General features: G+C 60.4%; 15 protein-coding genes. 4 read left to right on the forward strand and 11 right to left on the reverse strand.

Annotation, left to right across the window (positions count from 1 at the left end; all coding sequences use genetic code 11):
- Genes ACSSNI_RS01565 through ACSSNI_RS01575 form a run of 3 tightly spaced genes read left to right on the forward strand, consistent with a single transcriptional unit; the run spans nucleotide 1 to nucleotide 2,615 of the window.
- On the forward strand, nucleotides 1–819 hold the full coding sequence (locus ACSSNI_RS01565) for a CheR family methyltransferase (protein ID WP_148925402.1): 819 nt from the start codon (nucleotides 1–3) through the stop codon (nucleotides 817–819).
- Entirely contained in the window at nucleotides 816–1,415 is a 600-nt protein-coding gene (locus ACSSNI_RS01570; RefSeq protein WP_448258868.1) for a chemotaxis protein CheB, read from the forward strand. The genes ACSSNI_RS01565 and ACSSNI_RS01570 overlap by 4 nt, the downstream gene beginning before the upstream one ends.
- 3 nt (nucleotides 1,416–1,418) lie before the next feature.
- Nucleotides 1,419–2,615 carry a hybrid sensor histidine kinase/response regulator gene (locus tag ACSSNI_RS01575; RefSeq protein WP_448258870.1) on the forward strand — a complete coding sequence of 399 codons (1,197 nt, stop codon included), beginning with the start codon at nucleotides 1,419–1,421 and terminating at the stop codon, nucleotides 2,613–2,615.
- 16 nt (nucleotides 2,616–2,631) lie between these two features.
- Here the strand turns inward: ACSSNI_RS01575 and ACSSNI_RS01580 are convergent, their stop codons facing one another.
- From ACSSNI_RS01580 to ACSSNI_RS01605, 6 genes are all read right to left on the reverse strand, one after another.
- Nucleotides 2,632–3,285 carry an HAD family hydrolase gene (locus tag ACSSNI_RS01580; protein ID WP_448258872.1) on the reverse strand — a complete coding sequence of 218 codons (654 nt, stop codon included), beginning with the start codon at nucleotides 3,283–3,285 and terminating at the stop codon, nucleotides 2,632–2,634.
- Nucleotides 3,285–4,286, reverse strand: coding sequence for an ABC transporter ATP-binding protein (locus ACSSNI_RS01585; RefSeq protein WP_448258874.1), 1,002 nt, complete (start codon nucleotides 4,284–4,286; stop codon nucleotides 3,285–3,287). Before ACSSNI_RS01585 ends, ACSSNI_RS01580 begins: the two co-directional genes overlap by 1 nt.
- Before the next feature lie 186 nt (nucleotides 4,287–4,472).
- Entirely contained in the window at nucleotides 4,473–5,273 is an 801-nt protein-coding gene (locus ACSSNI_RS01590; protein WP_448258876.1) for an ABC transporter permease, read from the reverse strand.
- The gene (locus ACSSNI_RS01595; RefSeq protein ID WP_448258878.1) at nucleotides 5,260–6,171 is read right to left on the reverse strand and encodes an ABC transporter permease; all 912 of its coding nucleotides are present in this window, start codon (nucleotides 6,169–6,171) and stop codon (nucleotides 5,260–5,262) included. Before ACSSNI_RS01595 ends, ACSSNI_RS01590 begins: the two co-directional genes overlap by 14 nt.
- Entirely contained in the window at nucleotides 6,168–6,971 is an 804-nt protein-coding gene (locus ACSSNI_RS01600; RefSeq protein ID WP_448258880.1) for an alkaline phosphatase family protein, read from the reverse strand. Before ACSSNI_RS01600 ends, ACSSNI_RS01595 begins: the two co-directional genes overlap by 4 nt.
- Nucleotides 6,972–7,041: 70 nt before the next feature.
- Nucleotides 7,042–8,100, reverse strand: a complete 1,059-nt coding sequence (locus ACSSNI_RS01605) for an ABC transporter substrate-binding protein (protein ID WP_448258882.1) — start codon at nucleotides 8,098–8,100, stop codon at nucleotides 7,042–7,044.
- A 353-nt stretch (nucleotides 8,101–8,453) separates the two neighbouring features.
- Here ACSSNI_RS01605 and ACSSNI_RS01610 point away from each other — a divergent pair, with 353 nt between their 5' ends.
- Nucleotides 8,454–9,218: a UTRA domain-containing protein gene (locus tag ACSSNI_RS01610; protein ID WP_448258884.1), complete on the forward strand. Its 765-nt coding sequence runs from the start codon at nucleotides 8,454–8,456 to the stop codon at nucleotides 9,216–9,218.
- On the opposite strand, the gene ACSSNI_RS01615 is transcribed toward ACSSNI_RS01610, so the two are convergent.
- From ACSSNI_RS01615 to ACSSNI_RS01635, 5 genes are all read right to left on the reverse strand, one after another.
- A complete protein-coding gene (locus tag ACSSNI_RS01615; protein WP_448258886.1) occupies nucleotides 9,206–10,249 on the reverse strand; it encodes a hypothetical protein in 1,044 nt (347 codons plus the stop codon). The two genes, ACSSNI_RS01610 and ACSSNI_RS01615, sit on opposite strands and share 13 nt — an antisense overlap.
- A gap of 10 nt (nucleotides 10,250–10,259) precedes the next feature.
- Entirely contained in the window at nucleotides 10,260–14,033 is a 3,774-nt protein-coding gene (locus ACSSNI_RS01620) for a hypothetical protein (protein ID WP_448258888.1), read from the reverse strand.
- Nucleotides 14,030–14,851 carry a DUF4123 domain-containing protein gene (locus tag ACSSNI_RS01625; protein WP_448258889.1) on the reverse strand — a complete coding sequence of 274 codons (822 nt, stop codon included), beginning with the start codon at nucleotides 14,849–14,851 and terminating at the stop codon, nucleotides 14,030–14,032. The genes ACSSNI_RS01620 and ACSSNI_RS01625 overlap by 4 nt, the downstream gene beginning before the upstream one ends.
- 3 nt (nucleotides 14,852–14,854) lie before the next feature.
- The gene (locus tag ACSSNI_RS01630; protein ID WP_448258891.1) at nucleotides 14,855–17,038 is read right to left on the reverse strand and encodes a type VI secretion system Vgr family protein; all 2,184 of its coding nucleotides are present in this window, start codon (nucleotides 17,036–17,038) and stop codon (nucleotides 14,855–14,857) included.
- A 256-nt stretch (nucleotides 17,039–17,294) separates the two neighbouring features.
- On the reverse strand, nucleotides 17,295–17,813 hold the full coding sequence (locus ACSSNI_RS01635) for an Hcp family type VI secretion system effector (RefSeq protein ID WP_159966966.1): 519 nt from the start codon (nucleotides 17,811–17,813) through the stop codon (nucleotides 17,295–17,297).
- Nucleotides 17,814–17,904 lie beyond the last annotated feature (91 nt).

Below are 17,904 nucleotides of genomic sequence, written 5' to 3' on the forward strand. Positions count from 1 at the left end.
ATGCCGGACCGCAACCAGGCCATCGAGCTGAAGCTGCTGATCGAAGCGATCTACCTGCGCTACAGCTACGATTTCCGTGACTATTCCAGCGCTTCGCTCAAGCGCCGCGTGCTGCTGGCGCTGAAGCAGATGCGCTGCGAGAGCATTTCGGAGCTGCAGCGCCGGATTCTCTACGACTCGCAGGCGTTCATGGAGCTGCTGCAGTTCCTTACCATCCCAGTGAGCGAGATGTTCCGTGACCCCAGCTACTACCTGGCGCTGCGTGAGCAGGTGATCCCGGTATTGCGCACTTACCCGTCACTGAAGATCTGGATCGCCGGTTGCAGTACGGGCGAAGAGGTCTACTCGATGGCGATCCTGCTCAAGGAAGAAGGGCTGCTCGAACGCACAATCCTGTACGCGACCGACATCAACCCAAGGTCGCTGGAGCGTGCGCGTCAGGGCATCTTCAACATCGATAACATGCGCCAGTACACCGATAACTACCAATGTGCCGGTGGCAAGCACAGCTTGAGCGATTACTATACGGCCGCCTACGACTCGGCAATCATGGATAAGTCCTTGAAAGAGAACGTAACGTTCGCCGATCACAGCTTGGCGACCGACAGCGTATTTGCCGAAACGCAGTTGATTTCCTGCCGCAACGTGCTGATCTATTTCAACAAGCCGCTGCAAGATCGGGCCTTTGGCCTGTTTCTCGATTCGCTCTGCCACCGGGGCTTCCTCGGCCTCGGTAGCAAGGAAACCCTCGAGTTTTCCGGCTATGCCGGGCGGTTCGAAGCCTTCAACAAGCAGGAAAGGATTTTCCGCAAGCTATGAATGCCCCTGCCGAAGCCTCAACCAAGCTGCCCGCCCGGCCTGTGGATGCCGTGGTGATCGGCGCGTCGGCTGGCGGGTTGTCCGCGCTCAGTGCGCTGGTGTCGGGGTTGCCGCGTACGTTTCGCTTGCCGCTGCTGATGGTTCAGCATGTGCCCCCGAAAGGGCCGACCCAGCTGGTGGAGATCTTCCAGCGCAAGACCGATCTGGCTGTGAAGGAAGCGCGCGACAAGGAGCCGGTGCACGGCGGCACGCTCTACTTCGCAGCGCCGGGCTATCACCTGCTGGTTGAGGCGGACATGACGCTGTCGCTCAGCCAGGATGAGGCGATGCATTTTTCAAGACCTTCGATCGACGTGCTCTTCGAGTCTGCGGCAGATGTCTGGGGCGACCGCGTCGCCGGCATCCTCCTGACCGGTGCCAACGAGGACGGCGCCGCCGGGCTTGAGGCGATCAAGCAGGCCGGCGGCCTCACAATCGTTCAGGAGCCCGGCGAAGCCGAGGTGCCGACGATGCCACTTGCTGCACTCCAGCGCTTCGCGCCGGATTACATTTTGCCTTTACGCGATATTCATCGATTGTTGCGTGATCTGGAGTGACTGATGCCCAACCAAACCGATGAAGCGAACCTGCTGATCGTCGATGATTTGCCGGAAAATCTGCTGGCGCTGGAGGCCCTGCTCCAGGGCCCGGGCATCCGGGTGCATCAGGCCGAGTCGGCAGAACAGGCACTTGAACTGCTGCTCCGCCACGAGTTCGCACTGGCCATTCTCGATGTCCAGATGCCCGGTATGGATGGTTTCCAGCTGGCCGAGCTGATGCGCGGTACCGAGCGCACCAAGCAGATCCCCATCGTCTTTGTCAGCGCCGCTGGGCGCGAGCTTGACTATGCGTTCAAGGGCTACGAAAGCGGTGCCGTCGACTTCATGCAGAAGCCGCTGGATACCCATGCGGTGCGCAGCAAGGTCAGTGTGTTCGTCGACCTTTATCGCAACCGCAAGCGCCTGGCGCGTCAGCTTGAAGAGCTGGAGCGCAGCCGCCGCGAACAGGAAGTGCTGCTCGACGAGCTGCGCAGCACCAAGGCCGAACTAGAGAATGCGGTGCGCATGCGCGACGACTTCATGTCGATCGTCTCCCATGAGCTGAAGACGCCGCTCAATACGCTCATTCTGGAAGTGCAGCTGCGTAAGTTACAGCTCGGTCGCGAGAGCGCCGCGGTGTTCAGCGAGGACAAGCTGCGGCAGATGGTCGACAAGGATGAGCGCCAGGTTCAGAGCCTGATTCGCCTGATCGACGACATGCTCGATGTGTCGCGTATCCGCACCGGCAAGCTGTCGATTCGGCCGACGCAGGTGGATTTGGGAAAGCTCGTAGCCAGCGTGGTGGAAAATTTCGCCCCGCAAATGGAAGTGAGCGGCTGCACACTGCTGTTCCAGCGCCCCGAACCGATCATCGGTTGCTGGGACGAGTTTCGTATCGAACAGGTGCTGGCCAACTTGCTCACCAATGCCATGCGTTACGGTGCGGGTAATCCGGTTCAGGTGAGTGTCGGCGCGAGCGAGTCCGGTGCCTGTATCGAAGTGCGCGACCAGGGCATCGGTATCAGCCCGAAGAGCCTGGAGCGCATCTTCTGCCAGTTCGAGCGCGCCGAAGGCAGCGAATGCAGTGCTGGCCTCGGTCTTGGGTTGTTCATCGCAGAACAGATCGTCAAAGCGCACAAAGGCCAGATTCAAGTCGAGAGCGAAGAGGGCAAGGGTGCGTTGTTCAGGGTTCTGCTGCCATTGAATGCCAACTGCTGAGGCGCATGGGTGCGCATCAGGTCCAGGTCAGCTGAGGCCATCCCCGGGTTTCGGCTTGTTCGCGCAATAGCGGGTCGGGGTTCACCACATGCGGATGCGCCACTTGCGCGAGCAGCGGCAGGTCATTGGTCGAGTCGGAGTAGAAGTGCGCGCCCTCCAGCGATTCGCCCGCCGCCTCTGCCCACTCACGTAACCGCGTCACCTTGCCTTCACGGTAGGTCAGCACACCACGGGTGTTGCCGCTGTAGAAGCCGTGTTGTTCCTCCAGCTGAATGGCCAGCACTTCTCTGATCCCGAGGCGTTCGGCAACGGCCCCGACGAGGAACTCCGCCGAAGCGGAAATCACCAGGATGCGGTCGCCGGCCTTGCGATGCTCGGCGATGCAGCGCATGGCGTCGTTATAGATCAGCGGCTCGATCACATCCTCGACGAAGGGTTCGACGACATGGTCCACCTCTTCAGCCGTGCGGCCTACCAGGGGTGTCAGGCTGAAGGCCATGTAGTCTTCCATCGCCAGCGTGCCGAAGGCGTATTCAGCCATCAGCTCGGCATCCTTGCGCAGGAAGGATTCTCCATCCACCCAGCCGATCTTGGCCATTTCATGGGCCCAGAGGCTGGCGCAGTCGCCGTCTATCAGTGTTTCGTCCAGGTCGAAAATTGCCAGGGCCATCAAGCCACCTCGTGAATTGCCGAAGCGTCGATGGTAAGGCCAACCTGGCAGCCGCGGGGAAAGAGATCGGCGGCGGAGCGATTCAGTACATCGACCAGCAGTTCAACTCCGCGTGCTTCGACGCGGTAGCGAATCACGTTGCCAAGCAAGCTGTGGCTTTTGATCACGGCGGCAATGTTGCTGCCGCCGTCGGCCGAGTTGCTCAGCGCGATGGCTTCCGGACGGATCGCCACCTGCGCATCAACCGGGCGTTGCAGCAATCGCGAGGCGATGTCCGGGGCGAGCAGGTTGTAGTTGCCGATAAAGCCGGCGGCGAAGGCATCCACTGGTGCGGTGTAGAGGGTTTCGGCATCGGCGCTCTGGACGATGCGGCCGGCGTTCATCAGCAGGATGCGGTCCGACAAGGTCAGGGCTTCCTCCTGATCATGGGTGACGAAAATGGTCGTCAGTCCCAACTCCTGCTGGATCGCGCGGATCTGCTCACGCAGATGCTTGCGGATGCGCGCATCCAGCGCTGACAAGGGCTCGTCGAGTAGCAGCAGGCGAGGGCGGGTCACCAGTGAGCGCGCCAGGGCCACGCGCTGGCACTGGCCGCCGGAAAGCTGGCTCGGATAACGGCGGGCGAAATCATTCAGCTCGACCATCGCCAGTACCTCGCTCACCCGCCGTGTGCTCTCGTCTCGGGCGATGCTCTGCATGCGCAGGCCGAAGGCGACGTTCTGCTCCACGGTCATGTTGGGGAACAGCGCATAACTCTGGAACACCATGCCGATCTGCCGCTTCTGTGGTGCAAGCGGCACGAGATCCTCGCCATCGAGCAAAAGCTGCCCGCCATCCACCTCGGTCAGTCCGGCGATGCAGCGCAGAAGCGTGGATTTACCGCAGCCAGACGGGCCGAGCAGGGTGATCAGCTCACCCTTGGCGACTTCGCAATTGATGTCGCTGAAGACCTGGGTATCGCCAAATGATTTATGCAGGCCGCGAATGGAAAGGTAGCTCATGAGGGTTCCTGTCTCGAATTGCCGCTGCGGTGGCATGGATCAGTTTGAAAGAGCTGGGCCTCCCGAGGCACGCTCGACGGGCTCAGCTACATACCTGTGTAGGGTGGGCTTCAGCCCACCGTCTATCTCGAGGGCTAACGCCCACCTCTCGGAACTAAAACCCACCCTACGAAACTGCTCGCGCCTTCATGCCGTGCGCTCACGATTCAGCCGAGTCGCCGCCCAGGTAAACACCAGCACAAAGAAGAAATAGGAGACCACCAGCGCGCTGTTGAAGTGGCCGCTGCTGTTTTTCATGTTGTTCAGGTACACCTGCAGGGTTTCATAGCGCGTGCCCACCAGCAGGTTGGCAAAGACGAATTCGCCGAACAGAAAGGAGAAAGACAGAAACAGCGACACCATCAGCCCCTTGCGCAAGTTGGGCAGCACCACCAGAAAGGCTGCCTTCCAGGTGCTGGCGCCGAGCAGGTGAGCGGCATCCATCAGGTCGCGCAGGTTGATCGCCTGCAGATTGTTGCTGATCGCGCGATACATGAACGGCAGGGCGATGGTGAAATAGGCCCCGATCAGGATCCACGGCGTACCGACCATCGCCAGCGGTCCCGAGCCATACAGCTGTAAAAGCCCGACCGAGGACACCACCGGCGGCACCGCGAAGGGCAGCAGGATCAGGATGTTCATCAGGCCGTCGAGCTTCGGGAAGTGGTAATGCACCACGAACAGCAGCGGCAGGATCAGCACCACCGCCAGCGCCAGGGCGCCGAAGCAGACCAGCAAGGACTGGCCAAAGGCACGCAGGAAGCGCTCTTCACTCCACAGCTGCAGATACCAATCGAAAGTCAGCCCATCCGGCAGGATAGTCGCCGACCAACTGCTGGAGATCGAGTAGAGAAAGGTTGCCGCCAGAGGCAGCAGCAAGATCAGAAACAGCAGCCATACCACGATACGGTGGTAAAGCAGGCCGCGCCTGGCTTCAGTGGCCCGCATGGTAGCTCCTCCGTAGCAGCAGCTGGTGCGCCACGGTGATTACTGCCATCAGCCCCACCAGCACCATCGCCAAGGCACTGGCCATGTTCGGGTCCAGTGAAATGTCACCGGAAATCATCGCCGCGATACGGATCGGCAACACGTTGAAGTTGCCGGTGGTGAGGTAGTAGACAGTGGCATAGGCGCCCAGCGCGTTGGCCAGCAGGATGACGAAGGTGCCGAGCAATGCGGGGGTCAGCACCGGCAGGCCGATGTAGCGCCAGTAGCTCCAGGTGCCGGCACCGAGCAGCGAGGCCGATTCTCGCCAGTCCTCGCGCAGCGCGTCGAACGCGGGGTAGAGCAGCAATACACCCAGCGGGATCTGGAAATAGGTGTAGAGCACGATCAGGCCGGTCTTGGAGTAGAGGTTGAAGTCCTCGATGATCCCGGCCTGCTTGAGCAGGATCGTCAGTGCCCCGTTGAAGCCGAGCAGGATGACAAAGGCGAAGGCCAACGGTACGCCGGCGAAGTTGCTGGTCATGTTGGAGAACGCCATGACGAAGTCACGCAGTCTGGAATCAACCTGACGCAGTGAGTAGCTGCCAAGGATCGCAATGACGATGCCGAACAGGCTCGACCAGAAAGAGATTTGCAGACTGTGCTTGATGGCTTGCAGGTAGAACTTCGAGCCGAAGATCTTTTGGAAGTTGGCCAAGCCCCAGCCTTCGGGCGTGTTCAGACTGTTGACCGTCACCCACAGCAGCGGGGCGATCTGAAAGGCAAAAAAGAACAGCGCGAAAGGCAGCAGGCAGAGCAGCGCCAGGTGTTTGCCACGTGTTGGCCTGCGGCTGACGGCGGTCGGAGCCGCATGGTCGCGTATGGCCGCGGTCTTGACGTTGTTCTGGAGCGGCGCGGTCATATCAGCAGCTCCCGGCACAGCGGTTTGTCGTGGGCTACGCCGAGCAGCTCGCACAGCGTGCCGCACAGCTCGGTCTGTTTCGGGCGGGCGGCCGGGTCGAGGCTGAACGCTGAGCCGAAAACGAACAACGGCACTTCACGCTCTTCCGGCAACAAGCCGTTATGGGAGCGATCGTTGTTCATGCCGTGGTCGGCGGTGACCAGCACCTGATAGCCGTCATCCAGCCAACGCTGCAGATACTCCGCCAGCAGGATGTCGGCGCGCCGCGCCGCGTTGCGGTATTGAGACGAATCCAGGCCGTGCTTGTGGCCGGCATCGTCGACATTCATTGGGTGCACTAGCAGGAAGTCAGGCTTATGCCGCAGTCGCAGGCTTTCCGCATCGGCAAGCAGGTGTGAATCCGGGTAGTGGTCTTCGTAGTAGAAATGCCCGTGCTGGATCGGCAGCTCGGGCGTCTCGCTGTGACGGTCACGCGCGGCGTGAAACGGCGCGCGGTTGTAGAGCTCGCTGACCCAGTGATAGGCCGCGGCCGCCGTGCTCAGCCCCGCGTCGCGGGCGTAGTGGAAAACGCTACGCTCCCTGGACAGCCGTACCACATCGTTGTGCACGATGCCGCTTTCGATGGGCGGCACACCGGTGAGGATGCACTCATACAGCGGCCGGGACAGCGCGGGCAGCTCGCACTGCAGCCGATACAAGGCGCCGCGCCCGGCCATGCAGCAAGCATGCAGGTGTCCCATGGCATGCTCGGCTACCGAATAGCTCAGGCCGTCGAGGATCACGAGGATGGCTTTGCGCATGAGGCGTTCCTGTTGAAGGCAGTCAGTAGACGGGGAGGGTGTGCGTCAGCCCGCCCTCCCCGTCGATGCCTCACTCCATCTCGATGATCACGTTTTCCTGCCACTGCTGCGGCAGCGCCTTGGAGGTCGCTTCCCAGGCTTCGGCATTCTCGATGGGCTTGACCTTGGCGTACTGCTCGTTCGACAGCAGCTTGGCCTGCACCTCGGCTGGCAGGGTCAAGTGCTCGGCGCGAATCGGCCGCGCATTGCCCTTCGCGAGGTTGATCTGACCGGCGTCGGACAGGATGTACTCACGTGCCAGCTTGGCGGCATTGGGGTGCTTGGCCCATTTGTTGATGATGGTCGTGTAGCCGGAAATCACTGAACCATCGGAGGGGATTAGCACTTCGAAGCGGCTCGGATCGATCTGGTCGCGGTAGGACAGGCCGTTGAAATCCCAGACCACACCGACTTCCACTTCGCCACGCTCCAGCGTCTGGATCGTCGGGTTCGACAACGAAAGGCGGCCCTGCTTAGCGATTTCGGCGAAGTAATCCAGACCCGGTTGGATATTCGTTTCGTCACCACCGTTGGCGATGGCGGCCGCCAGTACTCCGTTTACGGCCTGAGCAGCTGCGCTGACGTCACCGATGGCGACCTTGTACTTGCCATCCTTTAGCTCGGCCCAGGAGGTCGGTGCCTTGTCGACCAGTTGCTTGTTGACGATAAAGGCGATCGATCCGGTGTAGGCCAGCATCCAATGGCCATCCTTGTCCTTGGCCCATACAGGGATCTGTTCCCAGGTGGTCGGCTTGTAAGGTTGCGTCACGCCCTGCTGGACAGCAATCGGCCCGAACGCGGCGCCAACGTCGCCAATGTCGGCCGTGGCGTTGTCTTTCTCGGCGGCGAACTTGGCGATCTCCTGCGCTGAGCTCATGTCGGTGTCCATGTGCTTGAGGCCGTACTTCTTCTCCAGGTCCTGCCAGGTGTCCTTCCAGTTGGCCCAGCTGTCCGGCATGCCGACGCTGTTGACCTCACCTTCCGCACGCGCCGCCTCTTCGAGGCCTTTCAGGTCCGTTTGTGCAGCGTTTGCCGATGTCGTCAAGGCAATCGCCGATCCCAGCAGTGATGCCAGCAGCAGTCGTTTCATCAGAAGCTCCTTTCGCAGGTCAGTTTGGTCTAGGTCAGCAAGACTGGAGCCAATCTAGGGGGTGCAAATGACATTTTGAAGTCGTTGCCTCCGCCGCCGCCCGTTAGAGCGACACCGCGACAGGAGTGCCGTAGCAAGCCTAGCTCAGGCTGAGCGCCTTGCTTGGCGCGGTTTCATCTGGTTTCACCGATACGCTTGATCGGGCCGGAGCAGACGCAAATGGGCTGCTTTACACACCGATGTCATGCGCCGGTCATTTAGCTTGCCTAGCCTGAAAGTCGGCTTCAGCCAAAAAATGATGGGAGCAATCGCTCCGCTTTGGCACTGGTCTGGACCAGCTTGGGGGGTAAGTGATGCGTGACGAAGCACCGCGAGCGGTTACGGCAATCTGCCGGTCCTTGCAGGAGCAGATCGCCCACGGGTTGCTCCAGCCCAGTGGCCAGCTACCGTCTGAGCGCAAGCTCAGCGAGCTGTTCGATACCACGCGTATCACGCTGCGCGAGGCGCTGGGCCAGCTGGAATCACAGGGGCTGATCTACCGCGAGGATCGTCGAGGCTGGTTCGTCTCACCGCCTCGGATTGCCTGCAACCCGCTCGTGCGGAGCCACTTCCACGCCATGGTTCAAGAGCAGGGCCGGACCCCAGCGACGGAGGTCCTGTCGGCCCGGTTGGTGCCCGCTGCGGCAGACATGTGCGCGCGACTGGGATTGCCGGCGTTATCCGGCGTCATCCAAATCCGCCGTGCCCGGCGCATCGATGGCCGCTTAGTGCTCTACGTCGAACACTACCTGAACCCCAGCTATTTCCCAGGCATCCTCGACTTCGACCTGACCCGCTCGCTTACTGAGCTCTATGCCAGCGAATATGACATCCACTACGGCCGCGTCCGCTTCGATATGGTCCCCACCGCTTTGCATACCGAAGCCGCGTCAACCCTGCGCATCGCCCCCGGCAGCCCAGCGCTGCGCATCACCCGCCTCAACCGCGACCAGCATGATCGGTTGATCGATTGCGACGTGGAGTATTGGCGGCATGATGCGATTCATGTGTGCGTGGAGGTGCCGGTAGGCGCGGTGGCCGTATCGGGCCGTCCTGGGGCTCGCAATCAATCGGCATAACGCACATGGCGATCCATCAGGTTGACGCGGCCGGTGATGTCATAGGCGTTGACGCGGCCCAGGCTCTGCTTGAGTTGCGCCTCCCAGTTCTCATCGTCCATATCACGCCAGTAGCGCTCGGGGCGGCCCGTGCGGCGGTCATGTGCCGCCGTGGTCGGGTCGTTCGCTCGGTGTTTCTCGAACAGTGGGATATCCGGCAGCGGGCGGCCAATGTCCATGTAGTTCTGCAGAAAGTCCCAGGCGGCGAAGTGCGGCGCCATGCTGGAGTCCTTGGGCACGATGGGCCTGAGGTCAATGGCCAGGTCGTGAGAGCGATGCACCAGATGCAGTTGATGCCAGATCAGCCCCTGGCGATCGGGGGCACTGCTGATATAGGCATCGAACTCATGAAAGGGGTAGGTGAACTCACCGACAGTGCCGCTGCGTTTGTACTCGCCCATATTGTCGTAATCGAAGATGGTGACCATCCCTTTGCGGCGGTTGAACTCCCACTGCGGGCCTTTGGAAGGGCGAACGACCCAGTTGGTCAGCTTGTGAACGACTAGGGAGCCTATGGCCCAGCAGGCGAGGGGTACCGTCAGATACCATGTTGTTTCTTTGGCGAACATCCATAAGTTGGCCGTGAACTTGCCATCAAGAACCCAAGATAGCCACGCCCAGATAACTGGAGATAAAAGCGCCATAACCCAAAAAACAAAGCGCCCCCCCCCCCATAGATAAAACCAAAACAGGCTGCGTTTGGAGAGTGACGCATGTCGATAGCGTTCGTGATCGATGATCTGGTGGTAATCCAATAGTTCGTATGCCTCCCGTTGCTCCTCCCCCGCTGCCAGCGCGTGCTCATAGCGTTCAACATCCCGTAGGCCGGCGGGAGTTGTATGGCTCAGCATGCTATGGGGCACGATGTCCTCGGTATGGCCCCATGGCAGGCGCGAGCTGCCAAAACGGAACAACCAACTGCGCTTGACCGCTGCTGGCTGGTCGGGAATGCGCGCTGGCTGGTAGGCGCTAGGGCTGTAGTGGGCAGTCATGGAGGCATCCTTACGGCTGGCTGTCCGGGTGGCTCTGTTCATTGGCCCAGAAGGGCTGCTTGGTTTTGCTGAAGTTGGGTTCATCATGCCGATCAGGGTCGTAACGCAAGACATCGGTTGGCGGCGGTGCCGGGAACACCCAGGTACGCTCTTCACCTTGCAGGATTATCTGTGCGCGTACGGTCAGGGCGTAAGTTTGCCATCGATGCGGGGGCGTGCGTGGCATGCTCTGTGAGAGCGGCACCTCGTAGAACAGTTCCAGAGCGTCGGGGAAAAGGCGCTGAGCCAGGGGCTGGATAGGGCTCAGGCTATGGCTGCTGGACTGCGTCATGTCACGAGGGCTGAGGCGATGACTGCTGCTGCGCAATTGGCTGACCGCTTGGATATTGGCGCTGCCCAGGGTGGCGGCGAGCCCAGGCAGGTTGCTTTCGATACGCACTCGGGTATTGGCGCGGCGCATCGAGTGGTATTCGGCAGGGTCGAGCAGGCCTATGGCGCCGCTGAAGCGAGTCTGTTCCGGGTTGGTGCCGATACTGACACGGATGCCGGCAAATAGGCTGACCAGTCGGTAGAAGGCCTCCTGCGGGTCGTCCCAGAGGTGGGGCACCTTGGCGCTGCGGTTGCTGCCGAAGGGGCCGTTGGCCAGCCACTCCTCGATGGGGCTGTCGTCCAGCCACCAGACCAGCGCCGCCCCCGCCAGAATCAGAAGCAGAGTGGCCCAGGCGATAGGGCCCATACCCAGGAATGCCGCACCACTGGCGGTAAAGAAGCCGCCAATCACCCCCACCAGGCCACCCACGGCCATCAGCCCGTAGCCCCAGGCGGCGTCGTCACCCAGGCTGGCTTCATGCAGGGCATCGTAGATGCTGATACCGACGAAGAGCGTGCCAGCGAAGGTATGGAAGGCCAGTTTGCCGGTCACGTTCGCCAGTCGTTCGCCGAAGAACCTTTGCAGGCGCGGGCCTGGTTTGAAGAGCACCTTCTCGACATACTTGGTCTGTATGTGTTGTACCAGCGGCTGATTGTGCGCGACCTTATTAGCGAGGAATTCTACAGCTAACACTAAATCAACGCCTGCGCTCAACGACCCAAAGAACACCCTGCCAAGACCTTTATTCCTCATGTTGGCGGTTGCCGCTTCAGCTTCCGCCCGCACATTAAAAGCCTCCAGAATCAACACGCCAGCCGGGAATGCCTTGGAACCGAGCACACCGCGTGCGCTTCGGCGCCAGCCGCGTTCTTGTTGGGCCAGCCGCTCTTGCGCCTGTTTCAGGGCATTGTTGGCTTCGCTCATGCGACCACGCGCGGCTTCCCGGCGCTCTTGCGCCTGCTGGAGGTCGTTGTGGATACGCAGCTCTTCGGCCATCTGCCGGTTCAGCTCATTGATCAGACGGGCGGTGCGGTGGTTCTTGGGGATGGCCAGTAACAAGAGTTCTTGTGCCTGCTGCTCGATGCTGGCCCGATTGGCTGTGCGACCATTGCTGCTGGCCAGTAATTGACCCTCCATATCCAGCAGTTCACCAAAGATCCGACGCGCGTTTTGCGGTGCTGCTGGGAGGTCAGTCAAACCGAAGAAGTAGTAGTTCTTCTGATTAGCGGTCGTGCGGCGAATGAACACCATGTCACCGAAGTCCTGTTGCAGCATGCTGCGCAGCAGTTGCAGGTCCTTGGTATACATCCGGTATTTTGCAGGAAACGCCTCGTTACCCAACGCTTCTCTAGGCCGGAAAATCTGCTCTTGTTCGTGGCTTAGCTCGCCTTCGCGCTGGTTCACCTCAACCCGGCTGCGTCGGCTCTCGGTGGTCGTCTGGCTGTTCTCGGCCGTTGTGCTGGCGAGGCTTTTCTGTGCCTCTTGCAGGGCGCTGCTCAGGTTCTCCCATACGGTTATCAGCGCTGCGGCGCCGCTTTTGGCGGAAGGCAGGAGCAGAAAGTCCGGCTGTTGCATCAAGCCTGCAAGTGTGTTGCCTTCCAGGGTCGCCGGCTCTTCGCTGGGCGGTGCATTGAGCTGCGCCACCTGATTTAACGCATCGGCACGATAATGGCCCTCGCCGTTGTTCGGTGTTTGCAACGCTTGATAGGGCTTGAGCAACGTGTCGTCGTCCGCCTCTGGCCACAACATCCGGTGCAGAGGCTGGCTGGCGCTCTGCGCAATCTTGCCTAGCAGTCCCCTGCCCGCGCTTGTGCGTGGGGCATCGCCTGCCGCCAGGAATGGATCCTGTTGATCGGCCGTGCGCGCCAGGCAGACGAATAGCTGACTGCAAAGCTGGAAGGCGCCGGCGTAGTCGAGCCCCTCCAGGCAAAAATGGTCGCCCAGCGCATGCTGGTTGGCTGCCTGTTCCAGCCCGGCGGCGAGGTTGTCCTGTGCGGCTTTGAGGCAGGTCATGGCCAACTGGCGAGCATGCTGGCCCGAACACAGGTCGATCTGTTGACGCCCCTCTTGGCTGACCTGGCTGATGAAGCGGTGCAGCGGGTTGCTTTGCCCGCCGATATGGGGTGGAACCATCATCCGCTGAATCAACAATGCCGAGGCGTGATGGGGATGGAAGGTGGCCCGTTGCGCGCAAAGCTGTAGCACTGCCTGGGCCTGGTTGGTGCGCGCCAGCAGGTGGCGCATGCGGTAGAGGCCATCTTCCACCAATACACCGGCGATCTGGCGTTTTTTGACCGTGGCCAGCATGTCGGTTTCAGCCGCATCGGCCTTCCAGAGTTCGCGTTCGTTTACCGCACTGCAGACATGCTGGAGGTTCTGCAGCGTGTCACCCAGTTCGACGGCCCAGGCGCCTGCCTCCGGGCGTAGGTCATCTTGCGTTTGCTGTGGATGCGTTGGTCCTGGGTTGGGGTCGCCGCGCTCGTGGCGTTGATGAACCTGTTGAGCGTATTGCAGGCTCTGCACGGGGTACTGGCCGCTCAGATCGTGCAGATACTTGAGCGGTTGATCGAACAACCATTCGCGGGCGGGCTCACGCGGGCGATGGGCGGGGACATTTTGCATGTAGAAGGCTTGCTGCTGGCTTGGAGCCCGGTAGGTGGTGTTACCGAGGCTGCGTTCGGCTACGGCCAAGCCCAAGCGATTGCAGCGGGCGCGACGCAGGCGAGCATTGCGCTCCATGGCGTTCAAGCGAACGCCAGGCCATTGCACCTCGGCAAAGGCCACCTCGATATCCGGGGCCGTGCGGTTATTCCATTTGGCTGGCAGCCAAATCTCGCTCAGTCCTTTACCGCTGGCCGTGCGGGCGCCATCTCGAAAGCAGTCGCCATTGCGGAAATCACTCAGGCGTACGTCGTGATAAGTCGCCTGTCCCTCAGCCTGACGAATCTCCAGTTCACGCCACACTTTGCCGCGATAGAACAGGTAGATGAAGCCGGGGCGCACATGCACGGGATATTCGCGATGCTGGTGGTTGACACTGACTCCGAGCATCGTGCTCATGGGCACTACAGGGACGATGCAATTCCACTGCCGCTCACGCTGGCGCGGAGTAATGCGTGTGTCGTCCATCAGCGGTACGCGGATGGGGCTGCCGCGCTCTGCTTCGATCTCCAGCCAGAGATGGCGCTTCGGTTGCTGTTCCCAGTCCCAGATATGCAGCGTACTGCTCCGCTGAGAATCGGCTACAAGCTCTTGTTTGGCCTGCTGTGTCAGCCACTCCTGCAGCTCATGATCTGTTTCGTCATAGAACACCACTCGTTGTTCCGGCGGGTGATCCTTGCCAATCACTTCGACGATCAGCTTGCCAGCTTCACAGGCCGGATTGCCGGACAGACTCCCTACGTTGGCATTCATCCTTGACTCTCCGAGGGGACTGGTGTGGCTTCCAGCCAGGATTGCAGTTGCTGCAGACGAAACTGCACCTGGCCCGATTCGATTTGGGGATGGCTTAGGTGCTGGGGATAAGTGAGCCGGGCTTCGATGTATGCACCCAGGCTCTTCTCGTCGTCGAACCCAGAGGCAAGACCCTGCTGCAGATAGCCCAAGATCTGGTTGAACTCAGCCTGTGAAAGCTCCTGCCAGCGCTCATAGGCAAATGCTTCCAGTTGCTGCCGTTCGAGAGCAGCGATTTGCATTCTGTCGAGTATCAGCCAGCCTTTCGGCGGCGCCCCATGATTGGTCGACTCGCTCCGTAGGCTGCGCCAATGGCTGATATTCTCGCTGCGGTCTGCCCAGGTGGCGCCATGCCAGAACAACTGCTCGATGGGGCCTAGCCAAGTGATAACGGCCTCGGTCGCCGCGAAAAGGTAACTGGCCACCTGTGGGTCGTAATAGCGCAGTATCCCCTTACACTCACCTTCAAACTGCACGACCAGCATTGCGCGCAGATGGGCCAACAGCTCATCAACTGGCCGCCCGGAACTCAATAACACGCCAGGCCACTGCTCCGGTGCTTGGCGATACGCAGCCAACCAGGGGCTATCGGGCGTCAGTTGTAGCAGCCAAGGGCCTTGTTCGATATGAGCATCCAGCTCGGTATTGGCAAATAAGGCTTCGGGGCTTGGATCAGGCTCGAGCTGGTAGATTCGCTGCAGCAGCGGCTCATCCAACTCGAGCAACATGTAGAGTGGGGTAGAAAGGTTGGGAAGCCCGGAGATTATCTGTACAGACATCAATCAGCTCCCTAGCTGGGCGGCATGACGACAAGGACAGTTGGCCAGCGGGCATTGCATTGGCGTACCGCCCCGGGGCTTCTGACACAACTCGATTAGCGGTGTATGGCTGAATCTCGCTTGGATCAGTCGATGTTCAAGCACAGCCCCAGGCACATCCGCATCTGCCGGCCTAACTTGCCCCGGCAATACCGGTGCCGCGCCCGTGCCTTTCCTCGGACTACCCCCCGAGTTCATCCTGATCAAAGGCCCGACCATCGTAATGCCGCTCGCATCAAGCTTGATAAAGCTGCCACCAGCCTTGAAGGTCAGTTCGCTGCCGGCTTCAAGCACGACCTTCAGGCCGCTGGAGAGGTGGATCTCGTTGCCGGCTTCGGTGAACTGTCCGCTGCCGATCTTCACGTGTTGGTTGCCGCCAACAGTCAGGTGGTCGTTGGCGCGGATTTCGGTTCTGCGATCTGCGTGGGTGGTGCGGTGTTCCTCGGCCTTAAACTCGCTGTAGCTGTTGGCCTCGACGGTGTCGTGGCGCTCGTGACCGACGCGGATTTTCTGGTCTTGTTCGATGTTCTCGTCCCAATCGCGCTGGGCGTGGAGGTAGATCTGTTCGGCGCCCTTGCGGTCCTCGATGCGCAGCTCGTTGTAGCCGCCACCGCCCGGGCTGCTCAGGGTCTTGAACACGCTGCGGGTCTTGTTGGCCGGCAAGCCGTAGGGGACCTGGTGTTCCTTGTGATACAGGCAGCCAGTGATCAATGGCTGGTCGGGATCGCCCTCGAGAAAGGTGACCAGCACTTCCATTCCGACGCGAGGAATGGCAATGCCGCCGTAGCGGTCGCCGGCCCAGCCGGACGAGACGCGCAGCCAGCAGCTGGTGTGTTCATTCGCTTGGCCTTCACGATCCCAGAAGAACTGCACCTTCACTCGGCCGTATTTGTCGCAATGGATCTCTTCGCCAGCCGGGCCGGTTACTACCGCGCTCTGGCTGCCGAGGATGCGGGGTTTGGGATGGTCGAGTGGTGGGCGGAAAGGGACAGCCCAGGGTGTGGCGGTGAAGTGGTTGCGGTAGCCCTGGGTGAAACTGCTGGCTCCGAATCCTTGGGCGATACCCTCCAGCTCCTCATCTCTAAGCCCGGCGCTCCAACGCTCTTCCCTAAAGGAAGAGAGGGTTGGTGCGTGCGAGAGCGATGCCTCGGTGATTGACTCTTCGAGGACTTGCGGTTGCTTGCCTTCATGGTGAATAGCGGTAAGCAGCCACAGCTGGTTCCAGTCGGCGCGGGGATGATCGGCTAGGGGCAGAAACTGTCCGGAGGCCAGCAGTGGTTGGTCGCTCACGCCCTCGGCCAACTCGAAGTCGTGGCGATGGCGTTCCAGTGCGCGCCGGGACAGATGCTTGCCTCGCTCGCGGTCGACAAAGCGGCCTGGATAGTCGTAGTCCTCGAGGTCGGGCTGGGTGCTGCGGCTAACCGCCGCTTCCATCGTCAGACGAGGTTTTTCGAAGTCGTAATCGCGCCGGGTGACACGGCTGGTGCGGGTCTCGACGCGCACGCCGAAGCGCTTGATGACCGGCTTATCGGCGACCATACCGCTGTCCTGCTGATAGGCAACGGAGGCAAGCGTCGGGAACACCGTCTGGTCATCACCAAATACCAGCAGGTGGCCGGTTTCGCTGTGCTGAAAGTGGTAGTGAATGCCTTCTTCTTCACAGAGGCGTTGGATGAATTGGAGATCCGTTTCGTCGTACTGAACGCAGTAGTCCCGCTTGGGATAGAGCACCGGTCCAAGGTCGAAACGATGGCGATCGCCAGCAAGGATGCCGTGCTCATCAAGCACCTTCGCAATGATCTGCGGAACCGAGAGCTGCTGGAAAATTCGTTGGTTGGTGCGGTGGGCCAGATAGGCGAGCTGTGGTCGCAAGGTAACGCGATAGCGCTTCAGACGTTTGCCTGAATTGCCTTGCGCTGCACTGTAGATCAGGCCATGGATGCCCTTGCCGCCAGGCGACAGGGTTAGAAAGGCGCGCTGATGCAGCAGGCTTTCCAGGTCGAGATCGGGGCATTCGCTGACCAGTTCGAGATCGAACGCGAAGGGCTGCGAGATAGCCTCTCGCCCTTTGAATTCGAGTACCTGCAGGTCATGTTGGACGCCTTCAACAATTAGGCTGAAATGCGTTTCGTTGGCCGGATTGAACATTCCCTGTTCCTTTGTAACCAGTCCATGGCAGCGACCCGATAGCGGTTCGCAAGGCGGCAATGCATGTATTACATGCAAGCTGTGCAGCGGATTGGAAAGCATCCAGCTCCGCAGAAATCTTGGAGCTATTTTCGCTCCTTTGGTGAAAGCGTCGTGTGAAGCACTACGTTGTTTACTGCATCTGTCGGCTGAAAACGCATCGGCCAGCTAACCCTGGCCGAAGTGAATTAACCGGGCCGCGAGGCCTGATCAGGGCTTATGCCGAGATCGGGGTGCGCCAGTCATCGGAGCCGGAAGTGCCGGAGACTTCGTGGGTCCAGACGATTTTGCGGTAGGTGAAGTACACGTCTTCCAGGTGGGTGAAGTGGGACATGTTCGGATCCTGGCAGTTGGGCATGCGTGACTGCACGTCAACGATTACCGCGTCTTCCAGTTCGATGGTGAAATAGTGCTCCTGAGTACCGGTCGAAGACGTGCGGTACCACTCCAGGCGGCACTTGTTCAGTCGCTCGCCGGAAGTCAGGGAGTTAAAGATCAGCGGCGACGACTTGTCGAATACTTTGGTGATCATCAGCGGCTTGTGAACGCGCTGGCCGGTTGGTTGGCCAGACTGCGGGTCACGCGGGATGATGACCTGGTGCTGAAAAGCCTGCACCAGAATCTGGTCTTCGTGTCCTTCCTGGAAAATATTGCCGACCGAGTCCTCGGTGAATGTGCCTGCAGTGATCAGGCCTTGCTTGGTGCCTTCGAGGGACAGATACGCGGGTGTTGGCATGAACGCTCTCCTTGCCTTGTTAAATGCCGGAATGGCTCCAAAACAAGTACAAGGCGCGTGCCATATTTAAGAAATCTATTAAAATCAGCTG

The sequence above is a fragment of the Stutzerimonas tianxiuensis genome (genome assembly GCF_053470365.1).